The sequence below is a fragment of the Pseudonocardia sulfidoxydans NBRC 16205 genome, from assembly GCF_007989085.1.
Classification (GTDB): Bacteria; Actinomycetota; Actinomycetes; order Mycobacteriales; family Pseudonocardiaceae; genus Pseudonocardia; species Pseudonocardia sulfidoxydans.
Genome location: NZ_BJVJ01000018.1, coordinates 75,007 through 90,736 on the forward strand (window position 1 = coordinate 75,007; position 15,730 = coordinate 90,736).

The following is a 15,730-nucleotide window of genomic DNA, read 5'->3' on the forward strand; positions in this document are numbered from 1 at the left end:
GCGCGAATGGACTTCGAGCAGTTCGAGGACAACCACATCGCCGACGCCACCGTCCGCCGCTTCGTGGCCGAGCTGCGCAGCTTCGAGCAGACCGGCGAGGTCGGCGAGCTGGCGAAGCTCTTCACCGACGACGCGGTGCTCCACCGCCTCGACGGCCGCGGCGTCGACGACCCCCGCGCCTTCTGGGAGCAGTACCGCGCCCGGTTCGGCGAGGTGCGGACGGTGTTCCGCCACGCCGTCGAGAGCACCGACCCTGCCGGTGCGGGTCTGGAGTGGGAGAGCCGCGGCACCCTCGCCGACGGCACCCCGATCGACTACGCCGGCTCCACCTTCCTGACGCTGGCAGGCGACCGAATCTCCGGCCTGCGCACCTACTACGACACCGCCGCCTTCCTCGGCGTCCCCGCAGGTCAGGGGTGATCGACGGGGTGCTGCGGGGCGTCGGGGGGCGGTCGGTAGACTGGTGAGGCACCACGCCGCCTTAGCTCAGTCGGTTAGAGCGACGCACTCGTAATGCGTAGGTCTGGGGTTCGACTCCCCAAGGCGGCTCCGCAGGTCAGACGCATAGCCTGGCCCCTATCGCACCACTATCGGCCGATGTCGTGGCACGGTTCGTGGCACGACTTGGCCGTTAGTCTCCGGTTCATGGCATCGACCGGTCGTCGGCGGCGCGAGCGCGGCAACATCACCTGGCTTCCGAGCGGGTCGGCACGAGTCAGCGTGTACGCCGGCCTCGACCAGCTGACCGGCAAGGAAATTCGCCTCCGTGAGACGGTGCCCGCCCGAGCGACTCGCCGGGAGACCGAACGCGAGGCGGAGAAGGTCCAGACACGCCTGCTGAACCAGGTCGACGAGCGGCGGAGTCCGCGAACCGAGGCGACCGTCAACGAGCTGCTCGACAGGTGGCTGGACGTCCTCGACGTCGAGCGGAAGACGCGCGTCAACTACGTCTCGAAGATCGAGAAGCATGTCCGGCCGACGATCGGCGGGCTCGCTGTAGGCCGGGTCAAGGTCGAGACCGTCGAGGGACTCTACGGGTCGATGCGGCGGTGCCGAGATCATTGCCGGGGGCGCAAGTTCGTCCAGCACCGCACCGGCCGTGAGCACCTCTGCGACGAGCACACGACACGGCGCAAGTGCACGAAGGTTGTTGCCAGCGACGAGTCCGCGGAGTGTCGTTGGTGCGATCGGATCTGCCGCAGCCATGTGTGCTCGCCGTTGGCGGCTGGAAGTATTCGCGTGGTCCACGCGATCCTGAGCGGAGCGTTCTCGCGGGCCGTCCGGTGGGGCTGGATCACGACCAATCCGATCGACCAGGTCGAGGCGCCATCGGTGCCGCGCCCGAACCCGGATCCGCCATCCACGGTCGAGGCGGCAGAGCTGCTGGCTGAGGCCTGGAAGGACGACGACTGGGGCACCTTCGTGTGGTTCACCATGACTACCGGCGCCCGCCGCGGTGAAGTCTGCGGGCTGCGGTGGTCCGACCTCGACCTTTCGACTGGGGTGGCGGTGTTCCGCAGCAGCATCGGTCAGATTGCCGGTGAGCAGTGGGAGAAGGACCCCAAGACGCACCAGCACCGTCGGGTGACTCTCGACGCCGAGTTGGTCGATGTGCTGCTCGAGCACCGGCAGCGGTGCGACGCGCGGGCGCGTGCGGTGGATACAGCCGTCCGTCGCGACGGGTTCGTGTTCTCCCCCGTACCTGACTGCAGCCGGCAGACGAGTCCAGACACCGTGACGCAGCGGTACGGGCGTATGGCCCGTCGCCTGGGGCTCGATACTCACCTGCATTGCCTGCGGCACTACTCCGCTACCGAACTGATCGCTGCAGGCGTGGATATCCGCACCGTCGCCGGGCGACTTGGCCACGCGGGCGGCGGCGCGACGACGCTTCGTACGTACACAGCGTTCGTGCTTGAAGCCGACCAACGCGCTGCGAAGGCACTCGCCGCCCGACGGCCTCGTCCGAACCGACCGGCCGCCGCGAGCTGAGGGGGCTCGGCTTACGGTGGGTCTGTGAGCGATGGCGAGACAGTCTCGACGTTCGGGAGTGCCTCCGCCGCCGCCGTTCTTCGTTCGGCCTGCACGATGATCGGCGAGTCGGCGTCTGGCGCACAGCTTCTGCGGCTGGGCGAAAACGCGATCTTCCGTCTCTCCGGAGCACCGATCGTTGTCCGGATCGCTCGTGGCATGGATCGTTGGGCGGACGCCACCAAAGAGGTCACGGTGTCAACCTGGTTGGCCGAGCAGGGGATCTCGGCCGCGCGGGCCGTCGACATCCCCCAGCCGATAGCGGTCGACGGCCACCCCGTCACCTTCTGGCAGTTCATCGACGGGCGCCCGGGGAACAACGGCGACGTGCGCGAGCTAGGGGAGATCTTGCGCAGGCTGCACGGCCTGAGCGCGCCTGCGGAATTTCTTCAGCAGTCCAACTCGCCGCTACTGCGTGTCGGCAAGCGAATTGCACACGCGCCTGTATCTCAAGACGATAAGACATTCCTGGGGGCATTGGCTGATCAGCTCAGTAGCGACCTTGAGCGGGCGACTTTTCCTCTGTCGCCATGCGTTATCCACGGAGATGCCCACGTCCAGAACCTGATGTTCGTCGACGGCCGCCCAGTTCTCATCGACTTCGAGCGAGTCGGATTCGGGCAACCGGAATGGGACTTGGCGGTGACAGCGACGGAATTCGTCACCGCCAAGTTCTGGACTCCGTCGGAGTATCGTACGTTTGTTGAGGCGTACGGATTTGATGTCACCTCGTGGCCCGGGTTCGTCGTCCTTCGTCGCATTCAGGAGCTCAAGATGACGACTTGGCTGATGCAAAACATACATGAGTCTCCCGAGATTGAATCCGAGTTCGAGCGGCGCATGGCGGTGATTCGGGCCGGCCGGCCGGACGGTGCATGGCGCCCGTTCTAGGTTGACATGTCCTTGGCAAGCACAGCGGCGGAAGATGCGACGAGATCGGATACAAGCGGCGACCTCGGGTGTGTCTTCGCGGCTGAACGTAAGAAGTCGCGTACGTACCGTTGGTATCGGCTCGATCGCAGCGGCCCGGCCAGCTCGATTGCGTGCCGGGCCGTTGTGAGTGCCTGCTCGACGTGGCCCCCTTCGAGGAAGCCTGCGGCAGTCACGAGATTGATGAACGCTGTGGTGCGTGCCGGAGTGTTCGGCGCTCCGATCGCGAGTGCACCGAAGTGGCCAGTCTCAGCTGGCCGGCGCATGTCGCGGAAGCAATGTGCCGCCTCGCCGGCGAGCTCCTCGGGTGTGAAGTAGCTGATCCAGTCGGGTTCAGACGCATCGACCGCTCGATCCAGAGACAGCTCGGCCAGGTGAAGAGCGGCGGCGCAGCCGGCGCCGTCGTCTAGGGATGCCAAAGCGCGGGCCTCCATCGCATGGAGCATCGCCGTCGTCCGCCCGGCGCGGCACCGTTGGGCGGCATGCTGAGCTGCACGCGCGAGTTCCACCGCGTTGTGAAAGCTGCCCAAATAGTTTGCCTGGTGGCTCAAGTTCGCAAGAAGGCGCGCAGCGAGAAGATCGTCGCCAGCCTCTTTTGCGAGGCGCAGAGAGTGGACGAAGTATCGCTGCGCAGCCCCGTGTCGGCCGGCGTCGTACGCGCTCCACCCCAACATCTGAGCTAGCTCAGCAGTCGCGACGAAGAGGTCGTTACGTCGCTGTGAGGGGAGCGCGTCGAACAGCGGAAGGACCTGATCTCGGAAATAGAACAGCAGCAGCTTGCGAGTGTGGCCGCCGCCGAGCTGGAAGTCCAGGTCCATGAGCTGCGCCGTTGTGCGTCTGATGGCGTCCGCGTTGATCGGGTTGCCGCCGACGCTGTGTTCAGCGGGAACCGGCAGGTGCCCGAATAAGTACCGGCTAACGATTACTGGCACGGCGCTCGCGTCCCATTCGAGCAGGTCGTGCGCCTGAGGCGTATCCAGGTCTCGACTCGCAACGAGAGCGAGGGTCCGCGACAGCTCACTGCCGTCGAGCGGATAGCTGACGGGCGTGACTGCGTTTCGCGGCCTCGCGTCCCCTTCGAGAGCCGCGGTGAAGCCTAGGGCTGCGGCTGTAAGGGTTCGCCCGAGACGCTCGGATAGCGCGGCGACGATGAGGATTGACGTCTCCGGCCGAGGCTGCACGCCGTCGAGCCACCGTTTCACCGAGATATGGTCAGCCGAGCTCTGCTCGCCGCGCTCAGCCGCAAGGTCGCGGATGCGCCTCGCCAAGCCCTTGCGGCTCATCCCGGACGCATCGAGGGCGCGCTCGAACGCAGAGTTCGGTGCAGCCGGCCGGCTCATGGACGCCTCCAAGGGCAGCGCGTGCACCCCCATGCACCCCCTGTGCACAGATGCACCCCACGAGCACACTGTAAGTCGCGACACCGTCACTGTTTGCTGGTTTGCATGAAGAGCAAGACGGCAATCAGAGGCGTTGCAGTGCGCCAGACGGAGCAGCAGGTATGGCAGGTCAGCGGTCAGCTGTGCGGAGCTGCTCCTCCAGGGCGGCAACCCGCTGGTTCAGGCTGTGGATCGCTGCGCTGAGGTTTGCGGACAGTTCGCGAACCTGATGCGCGAGGTCTCCTGGTGGCTCATCGGAGTCAGCAGGCTCCGCTGCGATGTAGACGGCCTTGCCTGGCTGACCGAACACCAGGCCTTCCTCTCGCAGTTCTCGGACTGCGGCCCGAACGACGGTCGTCGACACATCGAAGCTCCGGGTGAGCTGCGCCGTCGAAGGAAGTGTGCTCCCGACTGGGTACGTGCCCGTTCGAATTGCACGCCGCAGCTCGGCAGCGACCTGCATGTACTTCGGGCTTGCCGACCGCTCAGTCATTCGTTCCTCCCACACGGAGCGTACGCAGGCCCAGGCTGACGGCCGGGGAGGGCGAGGTGAGGCGATCGCGCGTTGCGCACCATGTGCGTAAGGAATACTATGTACATACAGAGAGTAAGGAGGACGCAGTGAGTACCAAGTCGGAATCGCCGGCTCGGCCGACGTTCTACGACGTCCAGGAGGTCGCCGACATGTTCAAGATGTCGCGGATGACGGTCTACCGGGCGATCAGCTCCGGCGAACTTGCGGCGGTTCGAATCCGCGGTCGCTGGTTGGTGCCGGCGCGCGCCATTGAGGCACTGATCGAGAAGGCGACAACCCCCGACGTGACCGGCGTTCCTGCCGGACGTGCCGGAGGATTCACATGAGCAGCGTGGGTGTGCTGATCGTTTTCGCGATCGTCGGCGCGGTGATCTGCGCGAAGTGTCGCGTCCCGGCGGGCGCGGTGGTGTTCTCGCTGGTCGCGCTGGTGTTGTTCGTCGCGACTCCGGCAGGTCAGGGGTTGCCGGCCGCGGTGGCGTCGTTTCTGTCGACGGTCGACGACTCGACGACTCCGGCGTTGACGCACCAGCCCTCGACAGGTTCGGAGGCAGTGGGATGACCGCCGCCCGCAACGAGGTCCGGAACTGGCGCGCAGAGGCGCTGTGTGTTCAGGTCGACCCGGACCTGTTCTTCCCCGAGACCTACCGCGGCACCGAGTTCGACCGCCAGGTCTTCGCGGCGAAGCGGGTCTGCGCGGGCTGCCCGGTCCGCACGCAATGCCTGGACTACGCACTGCGCGCGCTGCCGGACGGGATCGCCGGCGGCAAGACCCCGGTCGAGCGGACCGCGCTGCGCCACCAGCTCGGTGTCGAGCTCGTGGACGTCCGGGTTGGGTTGCTCCCGCCGGACGGGCAGCGTGAGCGGGCCGCGGCCGGGCGCTGTGCCGCCGCGGCGGGGGTGTGCGCGTCGGAGCTGATGCGCCGCTTCGGCGTCGCGCGGGAGACGGCGCAGCGCTGGCGCACCGACGCCCACCGCACGTCCCAGACGCCCACTTGCACAACGGGTGTGGGGGAGGGGAGCCCGGCGGCTACCGGAGCTCCCCTCCGGCTCTCCACAGCACGGCAGGCCCTGGCAGGCAACACAGCACCGGAAGGACACGAACCATAGATGAACACCCACACGAACGACCACGACCCCGACACCCCCGAAGCAGTCCGCGACGCCCGCGCGGGGGCGAAGGCCTGGCGCGCCGCGGTGCTGGCCCAGCGGATGGCCGTGCCGGACCACGCCGACTTCTACACGATCGCTGGCGAAGTGGTCGACACCCTCACAGCGGTGGCGGGTCTGGCGGAGGTGCTGGCCTGGCAGGTCGCCCACTACGGCGACAACCGGCCTGTCTACGACGACTCCCGGGTGGTCGATCCGCACGAGCGCCTGGACGCCGCCGCGCTGGACCTGCGCGAGCTCGGGTCACGCCTGCGCGCCGTGGAGGACGTGGCCAATGCGTTCTGGTCGCGGATCGGTCACATCGGCGTCGACACCTCCAACGACCCCGCCCCGACCGATGCGCACCTCTCCGCGGAGGTGGCCCGGTGAGCGCGCCGACGTCGACGACCTCCGCGGTGATCGGGCTCCGCCGGTGGGCGCGCGGCAACAGCCCGCACGTGGGCGCCGCGGTCGGTTTGCTGATCGTGCACGGCACCTGGCCGGCCCGTGAGGAGTTCCGGCAGGCATGCATCGAGCGCGACCGCGATGGCACCTGCTGGATCGACTGGACCCGCGCCCGCGCCGCGTTCGACGACGGCGAGTTCGTGAAGGCCTCGACGAGTGAGATCGCGGTCCTGGACCTGGCGATCGCCTTGGGCGAGGACCGGTTCTGGTTCTCCCGGATGGGCCCGGCGAACGCTAGGGCGATCGCTGACACCGTCGCCTACGCGCTGGGGATGCTCCGATGAACCTTTGGACCTTCCTCATCCCGGCCGCCGCGGTCGCCGGAACCGTCGTGGCGGCCAAGCGCGGCGCCATGGTGCTCGCCATCGGGCTTGGCCTGGTCGCCCTTCTGCCCCTGGCCGCGTTGGCGGCGGCGGTCGGGCTTCCGGCGCTACTGATCGCCGGGGTGGCGGCCGGCGTCTGGCTGTGGCACCGCTGGACGCGTTCATCGTCGACGGTGAACCGGTGGGGCTCCCGCTCTCGTCGGAAGTCCGGGGTCGCCTCGACCCTCGACGTCGTCCGCCACGCCGGGTCCGGGGCGATGCGTCGCCGCGCCTGCGCCGTCCGCCCCTCCCTGGCCGGGATGGACCGCCGGGATCGGTGGCGGTTGCCGGTGGCAGAGGTGGCGGTGCGGTTGTGCCGCACGGGCTTGTTGTGGGTGTGGTCCTCGGTCGAGGACGTCACCTTGATCTTCGGCGGGCCTCGCACGGGGAAATCGGGGTGGTTGGCCGGGCAGATCCTCGACGCCCCAGGCGCCGCCCTGGTCGCCTCGACCCGCGGCGATCTGTACGACCTCACCTCGAGCAGGCGAGGGGAGCGGGGGCCGGTGTGGGTGTTCAACGCCGTCGGCCTCGCCGGCCTCCCATCGACCGTCACCTTCGATCCGGTGTCGGGCTGTGGTGATCCGGTGACCGCGGGGGAGCGGGCCACGGACATGCTGGCCGCCACGACCCGCGCTGGCAGCAGCGGGGATCGGGAGTTCTGGGATGCCCAGGGCCGCCGCGTCCTGGCCGCGCTCCTGCACGCCGCCGCACTTGGCGAGAAGTCGATGCGGGATGTCCTCGGGTGGCTCGCCGATCCGGAGGCGGCGTCGCGGGAGGTGACGGTGCTGCTGCGCCGCAGCCCGGAACCGGCGTTCGAGCTCGACCTGGGCCAGTTCCTCGGCACGAACGACCGCACCCGGTCCTCGATCACCTCGACGATCATGCCCGCCCTCGGCTGGCTCACCTCTCCCGCAGCGTCGGCTGCGGCCGGGTTGGGGGAGGAACGGCCGTGGGCGCGCCCGCTCGACGTCGACGAACTGCTCGCCACGAACGGCACGGTCTATTTGCTCGGTGGAGAGGAGGCGCAGGTCGCGCCGTTGGTGTGTGCGTTGACCGGGCACATCGCCCGCCAGGCCCGCCGCACCGCCGCCACCCGCCCCGGTGGCCGGCTCGACCCACCCCTGCGCCTGGCGCTCGACGAGGCCGCGCTGATCTGCCCCGTTCCGCTCGAGTCGTGGACGGCGGACATGGGTGGGCGAGGCGTGAACATCATCTGCGCGTTCCAGTCCCGCGCCCAGCTCCTCGCCCGCTATGGCACGCACGACGCGGCGACGATCCTGAACAACTCCGGGTCGATCATGGTGTTCGGCGGCACGCGGGACCGCGACGATCTGCAGTTCTGGTCGACCCTGACCGGCGAGCGTGACGAGCCGGCCGACACCGTGGACCCGGCTCGGCACAGCACTGCGAGGGGGACGCGGAAGACGGCGGTGTTGTCGCCGGCGCAGATCGCGAACCTCCCGGCTGGTCGGGTGCTGGTGATTCGCCGCGGGATTCCGCCGGTGATCGGGCGGGCGCAGATGATCTGGCAGCGCCGCGAGGTCCGCTGGGCGCAGTTCGCCGACGACCACCCCGAGCTCGTCGAGCGCCTCGAGCAGCTCGCCGCTTGGTGGCAGGCGATGCCGGCACGGGTCAGTCTCCGGATCGGTCGCCTCGTCCGGCGTCGCGCGGTGGCCCGCCCGATCCGCGGGGTGCTCACCGCCGGCCCACACGAGCCGCCGCAGGGACGGCCTCGGCTGGTCGTCGTCGATGCCCTTCCGCTCGACGACGAGGACGACCGGGACCGGCGCCCCACCGGCTGACCCAGCCCGCATGACGGCCGTCGCGGCCAGGCCTGCCCCAGTGGCGGGTCGGCTTGGCCGCGGCGCCACGAACGTCTCGTCTCTGGAGAACTCTGATGAGCTCGATCAATCCGCCTGCGAGCCCGGGCGCAGGCGACGGTGGCGGCTGGTCTGGGCCGGTCGCGGGGCTGGCCCGGCTCGTCGACGGCGTGCGCCGCGACGTCGACCCCCTCACCGGGCTGCCCGGGCGGGTGGACGAGCTGGCCGAGGTCTTGGCCCGGCTGTCGGAGACCGTGGCTTCGTTCGCGTCCCGCCGCAACGCCGGCCCCGCCCCCACCTGGCTGCTCGCACCCGCCAACCCCGACGACACCACCGCCCTGCTCGACGACCTCACCGCCTGGTTGGCCGCGATCTACCTGCGCTACCCCGACGGGGCCGCGGTGCTACCGGACTGCTGGGCATGGCACCCCGACGTCGTCGAGGAACTCGTCTGGTTGATGCACGCCTGGTCCGCCGCCTACCAAGGCCCCGCCGCCTCAGTCGCGCTGGCCGGGGACTGGCACGACCGGCAGAGGCCGGGCGTGGTGCGGCGCCTCCGGCAGAACGTCGGGTCGTGCTCGGTCGAGCGCCACCAGACCCGCGGCGGCCGCCCACCGATCACCGCAACGGCTGCCGCGGTCCCGGCGCTCGGGCAGCTCGCCGAGATCGTCGACTGGTGGGCCACCGCGCGTGACAGTGCCCCGCCCGAACCCGCCGACCCGAGCGCGAACGGAGCCCACCGATGACCACGCCCCAGAACACCCACGAATCCACCCCGCAGTGTCCGGCGCCGCGGTCATACCTCGTCGAGCGCGACATGGACACGATCGAAGCGCTGATGGACGGCTGGATCGCCGCGAGCGGGCCCGATGTCGATATCCCGCTGCTGGGCACCCCCGACTGGGTCGCCGCCGACGACACGACGCAGCGGGCTGCGGTCGCGGTGTTCGTGCTCGGCTGCCTGGTCGAGCGCGACCCGATCGTCATCGCCGCCCGTCTGGTCGCCGAGACCGCGATCCTGCGCGCGTCGCGGATGGCCGCGGCCCGGCAGGCCTCGCATGCGATCTCCGCCGCAGCCGACTGGACCGCGTTGGCGCAGCGGCTGGTGCAGCGGGACCGGATCGCCCGCCACGACCGGCTCCGCCGATGACCGCCCAGGACGCCAACAGCGGTGGGAGCCGGTGGGTGCTGTGGCTTCCCGGCCTGATCGTCGCCCTCGGCGCGGCGGCCGCGACCGCACACGGACTGTTCGAGGTCGCCGTCGCGGCCCGGGTCCCGACCCCGATCGCCTGGATCTACCCACTCATCACGGACGGTCTCGCTGTCGTCGCCTACACCGCCACCGCCCGCCTGCGCGGTTCCGCCCGCGGCTACGCGTGGGCTGTCGTCGTCCTGTCGGCTGGGCTGTCCGGGCTCGCCCAGGCGGTGTTCCTCGCCAGCGACCTCCCGCCGGTCGCCCCGGCCGGGGCGGTGGCTGGGGAGGTGGGTGGGTTGGCGGTGCCGGGGGCGCTGCGGTTCGGGATCGGGGCGTGGCCGGCGATCGCCGCCGCCCTCGCCGCGCACCTGCTCCACCTCCTCGCCGCCGACCCCAACCCGACCGCGACCGCACCGGCGGCCGAGGAGCGTTCAAGGGTTCAGCGGCCCGTTCAGAGTTCAGCGGTCAGTGTTGAACAGGTCCCGTTGAACAGTTCAGAGCAGCGCTCAACCCGTTCAACCGGCGACCCGGACGCGTTGACCGCGCCCCTGCCGGTCCTCGAATCCGGCCCCAGCGGACCCCTCGAGGACGACGAGTTGAACGACGCCGATGCGGTGGTCACTCCGTTCATTGGACGGGCTGAACGCAGCCCCGCACGCGGCGCCGAGGCGCCCGCGCGGGACCGGGCGCTGGCCGCCGCGGCGCGCTTGGCCGCCCGCAACGGCGCCCTGCCGACGGTGTCGGAGGTCGAGGCCGAAGCCGGGGTCTCCCGCGGCACCGCCGCAACCGTCCTCAAGACCCTGCGCGACGACCCACACCCGTCCCCGCACCCGCGCGGCGCCGCCGCGCACACGCCGGACACCAACCACGACACCGACAACGAGGACACCCAGCCATGACCACCACCGCTCCCCGACACCAGCCCAGTACTCACCACAGCACCGACACCAGCACGACTCCCGAGCACACCAGCAAGACCGACAAAGCCACCGAAACAGACTCACCAGCTACAAGATCAAAGCCATCACACCTAGGCATCACGATCCGAAGGGGCCGGGCGGCCTCCGGCCGCCACGGGAACCACTCCGCCGCTGTTGGTCTTCACGGTGCCACGGTCCAGGAGCCGGACTGGTGGTCGACGTGCTAACCATCGCGGTCGGGTACAGCCCGGACTACCTGTTGAAGGAGGTCGCGACCGGTCGGGAGAACTACTACACCGGCGCCGTGGTCGAGGGTGAGCCGCCGGGTCGCTGGTGGGGCGCCGGCGCGGAGTCGCTGGGCCTGTCCGGGCTCGTCGAGGCCCATGACATGACCGGTCTCTATGAGCGGTTCCTCGACCCGCGCGCCGAGGGGTTCAACGACAAGTCGCGTTGGGACGAGCTCCCGACCCTCGGGCACACCGGCCGGCGCTACCAGTCGGAGGACGAGTTGTACGCCGCGGCTCTTGAACGGGAGTTGAACGCGAGCCCTGAACGCCGGGTTGAACTCCGTACAGAAGCGGGTAAGGCAGCGCGGCGCAACGTCGCCTTCCTGGACGTCACGTTCAGCGTTCAGAAGTCGGTCACCCTGCTCCACACCGCGTTCGAGGCCGAACAGGTGAAAGCGCGAGCGGCCGGCGCCGAGTCCACGGCGCAGGCGTGGGGGAAGTTCCGGGCGGCGGTGGAGGATGCGATCTGGGCGGGCAACAACGCCGCCCTCACCTACCTGTCGGAGAAGGCCGGCTACTCCCGGGTCGGGCACCACGGGGGTGCGGCGGGCCGGTTCGTCGACGCCCACGACTGGACGGTGGCGTCGTTCTTCCAGCACGACTCCCGCGATCACGACCCGCAGCTGCACATCCACAACGCCGTCCTCAACCGCGTCCAAGGCCCCGACGGGATCTGGCGCACCGTCGACTCCCGCGCCATGCACAAGTGGCGCGCCGCCGCCGGCGCAGTGGCCGAGCGCACCACCGAGGAACGGCTCTCCCATGCGCTGGGGATGGCATTCGCGACCCGCCCGGACGGCAAGTCCCGCGAAGTCGTCGGAGTCTCCGCGGAGGCGATAGCGCTGATCTCCTCCCGCCGTCGCGCCGTGACCGCGAAGGCGGCGGAGCTGATCGAGGCGTTCGAGACCCAGTTCGACCGGAGCCCGAACGGGCTCGAGCGGGACCGGCTGTCGCGGCAGGCGACGTTCGCGACGCGGCGGGCGAAGTCTCACGACGGCCAGACCCGTGAGCAACTCCTCACCCGGGTCGATGCCCAGCTGCGGTCCGAGGTGGCCGGCGGGCTCGCGGGTGTTGCGCAGGCTGCGCTCGACGCGCGGGAGGCGCAGTCCGCGCCGCAGGAGTGGTCGCCACAGGCGGTGATCGAGACCGCGCTCGCCGACGTCCAGGAACGCAAGGCGGGATGGACCCGCTCTGACCTCACCCGCGCGATCAACGCCACCCTGCCCGATTACCTCGGCACTCCCGACGGCAGCGATGTCGCGCGCCTGCTCGATCAGCTCGCCGACGAAGCCCTCGCATACGCGACCCCGCTGGATACGGCCCGTCCCGGCGAGGACGCGTTGCCGGCAGAGCTGCGGCTGGATAACGGCCAGTCTGCCTACCAAGCACCCGGGGGCCAGCTCTACGCCACACCCGAGCACGTATGCACCGAACGGATCCTGCTCGCCGCCACAGGCGACAACACCGGCGCCGCGGTACATCCGCTCCAGGTGCAGCGGTTTCTCGACGGGCTGCGCGAGTCCGGGATCGAGCTCGGCGTCGACCAGGCCGCAGCCGTCCGCGGCATCCTCACCTCCGGCGCCCGCGTCGAAACCCTCGTCGGGCCAGCCGGGACGGGGAAGTCGTTCGTCGTCGGCGCCCTCGCCAAGGCCTGGGCCGACCCCGCACACGCGCAAGATGGTGTCGAGCGGCGGGTGTTCGGGCTGGCGACCTCCCAGATCGCCACCGAGGTCCTCGTCGCCGAAGGGCTGACCGCGCGCAACGTCGCCGCCTGGCTGGCCATCCAGAACCGCCTCGACGCCTCACCGGCCGACCAACGCCTCGACGACCAGCCGTGGCGGCTGCACGTCGGGGATTTGGTCGTCGTCGACGAGTCCGCGATGACCGACACCCCAGCGCTTGCCGCTATCCACAGCCGTGTGGACAAGGTGGGGGCGAAGCTGCTGCTCGTCGGGGACCACCGTCAGCTCGCCGCAGTCGGCGCCGGCGGCGGGATGGACCTGATCGCAGGCACGGGCGCCCGCTACGAGCTGACCGACGCCCGTCGCTTCACCGACGAGTGGGAACGCACAGCGTCGCTGCGCCTGCGCGCCGGTGACGAGGCCGTCCTGCGCGACTACTTTCAGCATGGACGCCTGCTGGACTCCGGCGCCGTCGAACAGGCAGAGACCAGCGCCAGCCGCGCGTGGTTGGCCGACACCCTCGCCGGGAGACGCTCGCTGCTGCTGGTCGACACCAACGACCAGGCCGCTCGGCTGTCCGCGGCACTGCGGGCGGATTTGGTCAGGCTCGGGCGGGTGGCCGAGGACGGGGTGGTGCTCGGGCTGCAGGGCACCTACGCCGGTGTCGGTGATCTGGTGCAGGCGCGTGCGAACGGCTGGGACCTTGCCGGTGTGGAGGGGAACCGGCGCGGCCCGATCAACCGTGAGACCTACCGTGTCACCGCCACCCGTCCGGACGGCAGTCTCGAGGTCGCCACCGACGCCGACGAGCGCATTGTCCTTCCAGCGGGCTATGTCGCCGAGAACCTCGCGCTGGCCTATGCCTCCACTGTGCACGCCGCGCAAGGCGCCACCGTGGACACCAGTCATACCGTCGTCACCCCGCGGACCGGGCACGAGGCCTTCTACGTCGGCATGTCACGCGGCCGGCACCGCAACACCGCCCACATCACCACCGTCACCGGACCCGACGATCCCGCCCACGGCCGCGACGACCAGACCATCCACCGCGACCCGGTAGCCGCCGTCGCCGCGATCCTCGCTCCCGACAGCTCGACCGCTGCGCAGTCCGCACTCGCCACCGCCACCCGCTCCGCCGACGAGACCACCTCGGTCCGGACCCCGGCCGAGCTGTTCACCGACGCCGCCCAGCTCGCCGCGACACACCGCACCGCAGTCTGGCTCGACGAGCTCACCGCCGACGGCACCCTCACCCTGCACGACCGGCGACGGATCGCAGCCGAGGACGGCGCCGCCTCGCTGACCCGCGTGCTCCGCAGCGCCGAGGTTGCTGGCCACGACCCCCGCGCGGTCCTGACCTCGGCGATCGCCGACCGCCCGCTCGACGGCGCGCGCAACACCACCAACGTCATCTACTCCCGCATCACCGACCGACACCGCTTCGACCCCGTCGGAACCAGCTGGGAGGCATGGATGCCCCGCGTCGACAACCCGGACTGGCAGCGCTACCTCGCACAGCTCGCCCTCGCCGTCGACGACCGCACGATCGAGCTCGGACGAGCCGCAGCCGCCGAACCACCGACGTGGGCGCTCGGTGCCTTCGGCACGCCGCCGATCGCGTCAGACGCCCGCGACGCCTGGGTCGCCGACGTCGGCGCCGTGGCCGCCTACCGCGAGCTCCGCGACCACGCCGGCGACACCGATGTCCTCGGGGCGGCGCCGCAGCCCGGCCAGGTCGAGCAGTTCGCCGCCTACCGCGCCGCCTGGCGGGTGCTGGGCCGGCCCGAGGTCGACCGGGAAGAGCTCGAACTCTCCGACGGCCAGCTCCGCATGCGGGTGCGCGCCGCCGAGCGTGAGGCCCCGTGGGCGCCCCGTTACGTCGGCAACGAGCTCGCCGGCACCCGGCAAGCCGTCGAACACCACCGCCAGACCGCCGCGCTCCGGCTCGAGGAATCCGCAGTCGCGCCCAATGCAGCTGTGCAGGCAGAACTGCGGGTTGAGGCCGAGCAGGCCCGCGCCCTTGCCGATGCCCTCGACCAGCAGCTCGAGCAGCTCGAACAGCTCGACGACGCCCGATCGCAGTGGCTCGCCCACACCGCTGCCACCCGGGCCGCGGGGGAGCGGGCGCAGGCAGAGCTTGCCCTGCGCCACGCCGACGACGCCGACCCCGAGCAGCGAGTCACCGCCGAGGAATGGCTCCGGGCTCACCGCGACGCCTTTCGTGCCGACGAGGAGCACCAGGAGATCACCGCCGACTACGAGTTCGCTCCGCCGCAGCGACACGACCAGGCTGCGGCTCCGAGCGACATTCGCGACGAGGCCGGGAGGGAGCGGCCGCAGGCGCCGGAGGACACGGTCCGGGTGCCCACCGCAGCCGAGACCGCGGCAGCGCTGGACCGGGCCCATCGCGCGATGGCGGAGATCAGCGCCCGGGACGCCTACGAGCAGGACCAGGAGGCCGCGGACCGAGCCGCCGAACTCAACTCGTGGGGTTCGGAGGACCGCAGTGAGGAACACGCACTGGATGAGGCGCTGGACTACGCCTGACCCAGGTGCGCCGGACCTGAACCCAGGTCCGGCGCCGGGCCGGACCGTCGCCAGGCCCAGGCCAGCGTGGCGACGATGGCATCGAGGAAGCCTGGTCGGTCGACGACGAGCGGTGAGACCGGGTTGCCGGTCAGGGTCACCGCGGCGATGTACTCCGCTTCGATCAGCTCCTCGATCGCCGGCGAGGTACGCCTGGTGATCGGCGCTACAGGCAGCCGCCGTAGGCCTCGGAACTCCACCGCAGCGCCGGCCAGCCACCGGCAGGTCAAGACGACGCCGCCCGCGAACCAGTCCGTCACACTCGCGCGGGCCTGCGCGGACACGCGCTCCTCGGCAGCAGCCCACACTGCACCGAACTCGGTGAGGCCGACACGGAGGTTCGCCAGCCGCACGCGCTTGAGGTCGTTCTCGGCGACCAACATCGTTGGAGT

16 protein-coding genes and 1 tRNA gene are annotated in these 15,730 nt (G+C 70.3%); 14 read left to right on the top strand and 3 right to left on the bottom strand.

Going from position 1 to position 15,730, the window contains the following annotated elements; translation table 11 throughout:
* The first annotated feature begins 6 nt into the window (after positions 1-6).
* The 4 genes from PSU4_RS11630 (at position 7) to PSU4_RS11645 (ending at position 2,922) form a co-directional block, all read left to right on the top strand.
* Complete coding sequence (locus PSU4_RS11630; RefSeq protein WP_147106334.1) at positions 7-420, top strand: nuclear transport factor 2 family protein; 414 nt, start codon at positions 7-9, stop codon at positions 418-420.
* 55 nt (positions 421-475) lie between these two features.
* A tRNA-Thr gene (locus PSU4_RS11635) sits at positions 476-549 on the top strand.
* Positions 550-645: 96 nt separating this feature from the next.
* Complete coding sequence (locus tag PSU4_RS11640; RefSeq protein WP_147106337.1) at positions 646-1,992, top strand: tyrosine-type recombinase/integrase; 1,347 nt, start codon at positions 646-648, stop codon at positions 1,990-1,992.
* A gap of 24 nt (positions 1,993-2,016) precedes the next feature.
* Positions 2,017-2,922: a phosphotransferase enzyme family protein gene (locus PSU4_RS11645; RefSeq protein WP_246115057.1), complete on the top strand. Its 906-nt coding sequence runs from the start codon at positions 2,017-2,019 to the stop codon at positions 2,920-2,922.
* Here the strand turns inward: PSU4_RS11645 and PSU4_RS11650 are convergent.
* Together PSU4_RS11650 and PSU4_RS11655 are read right to left on the bottom strand one after the other, a co-directional pair.
* Positions 2,919-4,328 carry an NsdA family TPR-like regulatory protein gene (locus PSU4_RS11650; protein WP_147106340.1) on the bottom strand — a complete coding sequence of 470 codons (1,410 nt, stop codon included), beginning with the start codon at positions 4,326-4,328 and terminating at the stop codon, positions 2,919-2,921. The genes PSU4_RS11645 and PSU4_RS11650 overlap by 4 nt on opposite strands.
* A gap of 142 nt (positions 4,329-4,470) precedes the next feature.
* Entirely contained in the window at positions 4,471-4,833 is a 363-nt protein-coding gene (locus PSU4_RS11655) for a winged helix-turn-helix domain-containing protein (RefSeq protein WP_147106347.1), read from the bottom strand.
* Positions 4,834-4,961: 128 nt separating this feature from the next.
* Between PSU4_RS11655 and PSU4_RS11660 the strand changes: the two genes are divergently transcribed.
* The 10 genes from PSU4_RS11660 to mobF all read left to right on the top strand — a co-directional run bounded on the left by PSU4_RS11660 (position 4,962) and on the right by mobF (position 15,299).
* Complete coding sequence (locus tag PSU4_RS11660; protein ID WP_246115058.1) at positions 4,962-5,201, top strand: helix-turn-helix domain-containing protein; 240 nt, start codon at positions 4,962-4,964, stop codon at positions 5,199-5,201.
* Positions 5,198-5,434, top strand: a complete 237-nt coding sequence (locus PSU4_RS11665) for a hypothetical protein (RefSeq protein ID WP_147106350.1) — start codon at positions 5,198-5,200, stop codon at positions 5,432-5,434. Before PSU4_RS11660 ends, PSU4_RS11665 begins: the two co-directional genes overlap by 4 nt.
* Positions 5,431-5,982, top strand: coding sequence for a WhiB family transcriptional regulator (locus tag PSU4_RS11670; RefSeq protein ID WP_147106353.1), 552 nt, complete (start codon positions 5,431-5,433; stop codon positions 5,980-5,982). Before PSU4_RS11665 ends, PSU4_RS11670 begins: the two co-directional genes overlap by 4 nt.
* A complete protein-coding gene (locus tag PSU4_RS11675; RefSeq protein WP_147106356.1) occupies positions 5,983-6,411 on the top strand; it encodes a hypothetical protein in 429 nt (142 codons plus the stop codon).
* The gene (locus PSU4_RS11680; RefSeq protein ID WP_147106359.1) at positions 6,408-6,770 is read left to right on the top strand and encodes a hypothetical protein; all 363 of its coding nucleotides are present in this window, start codon (positions 6,408-6,410) and stop codon (positions 6,768-6,770) included. Before PSU4_RS11675 ends, PSU4_RS11680 begins: the two co-directional genes overlap by 4 nt.
* On the top strand, positions 6,767-8,650 hold the full coding sequence (locus PSU4_RS11685; RefSeq protein WP_147106362.1) for a type IV secretory system conjugative DNA transfer family protein: 1,884 nt from the start codon (positions 6,767-6,769) through the stop codon (positions 8,648-8,650). The genes PSU4_RS11680 and PSU4_RS11685 overlap by 4 nt, the downstream gene beginning before the upstream one ends.
* Positions 8,651-8,745: 95 nt before the next feature.
* Positions 8,746-9,414, top strand: a complete 669-nt coding sequence (locus tag PSU4_RS11690) for a hypothetical protein (protein WP_147106366.1) — start codon at positions 8,746-8,748, stop codon at positions 9,412-9,414.
* Positions 9,411-9,818 (top strand): DUF2742 domain-containing protein, encoded by a 408-nt coding sequence (locus tag PSU4_RS11695; RefSeq protein ID WP_147106369.1) that lies wholly within the window; start codon positions 9,411-9,413, stop codon positions 9,816-9,818. The genes PSU4_RS11690 and PSU4_RS11695 overlap by 4 nt, the downstream gene beginning before the upstream one ends.
* Positions 9,815-10,762: a hypothetical protein gene (locus PSU4_RS11700; RefSeq protein ID WP_246115059.1), complete on the top strand. Its 948-nt coding sequence runs from the start codon at positions 9,815-9,817 to the stop codon at positions 10,760-10,762. Before PSU4_RS11695 ends, PSU4_RS11700 begins: the two co-directional genes overlap by 4 nt.
* 232 nt (positions 10,763-10,994) lie before the next feature.
* The gene (mobF, locus tag PSU4_RS11705) at positions 10,995-15,299 is read left to right on the top strand and encodes a MobF family relaxase (protein ID WP_147106372.1); all 4,305 of its coding nucleotides are present in this window, start codon (positions 10,995-10,997) and stop codon (positions 15,297-15,299) included.
* Here mobF and PSU4_RS11710 read toward each other — a convergent pair.
* Positions 15,290-15,730 (bottom strand): hypothetical protein (locus PSU4_RS11710; protein WP_222596228.1); only part of this gene is annotated, 441 nt, incomplete at its 5' end. The two genes, mobF and PSU4_RS11710, sit on opposite strands and share 10 nt — an antisense overlap.

Excerpts from the sequence above, each read along its gene's own strand:
- PSU4_RS11630 (WP_147106334.1), top strand. The coding sequence starts at position 7 with ATGGACTTCGAGCAGTTCGAGGACAACCACATCGCCGACGCCACCGTC.
- PSU4_RS11640 (WP_147106337.1), top strand. The coding sequence starts at position 646 with ATGGCATCGACCGGTCGTCGGCGGCGCGAGCGCGGCAACATCACCTGG.
- PSU4_RS11655 (WP_147106347.1), bottom strand. The coding sequence starts at position 4,833 with ATGACTGAGCGGTCGGCAAGCCCGAAGTACATGCAGGTCGCTGCCGAG.
- PSU4_RS11665 (WP_147106350.1), top strand. The coding sequence starts at position 5,198 with ATGAGCAGCGTGGGTGTGCTGATCGTTTTCGCGATCGTCGGCGCGGTG.
- PSU4_RS11670 (WP_147106353.1), top strand. The coding sequence starts at position 5,431 with ATGACCGCCGCCCGCAACGAGGTCCGGAACTGGCGCGCAGAGGCGCTG.
- PSU4_RS11675 (WP_147106356.1), top strand. The coding sequence starts at position 5,983 with ATGAACACCCACACGAACGACCACGACCCCGACACCCCCGAAGCAGTC.
- PSU4_RS11685 (WP_147106362.1), top strand. The coding sequence starts at position 6,767 with ATGAACCTTTGGACCTTCCTCATCCCGGCCGCCGCGGTCGCCGGAACC.
- PSU4_RS11690 (WP_147106366.1), top strand. The coding sequence starts at position 8,746 with ATGAGCTCGATCAATCCGCCTGCGAGCCCGGGCGCAGGCGACGGTGGC.
- PSU4_RS11695 (WP_147106369.1), top strand. The coding sequence starts at position 9,411 with ATGACCACGCCCCAGAACACCCACGAATCCACCCCGCAGTGTCCGGCG.
- PSU4_RS11700 (WP_246115059.1), top strand. The coding sequence starts at position 9,815 with ATGACCGCCCAGGACGCCAACAGCGGTGGGAGCCGGTGGGTGCTGTGG.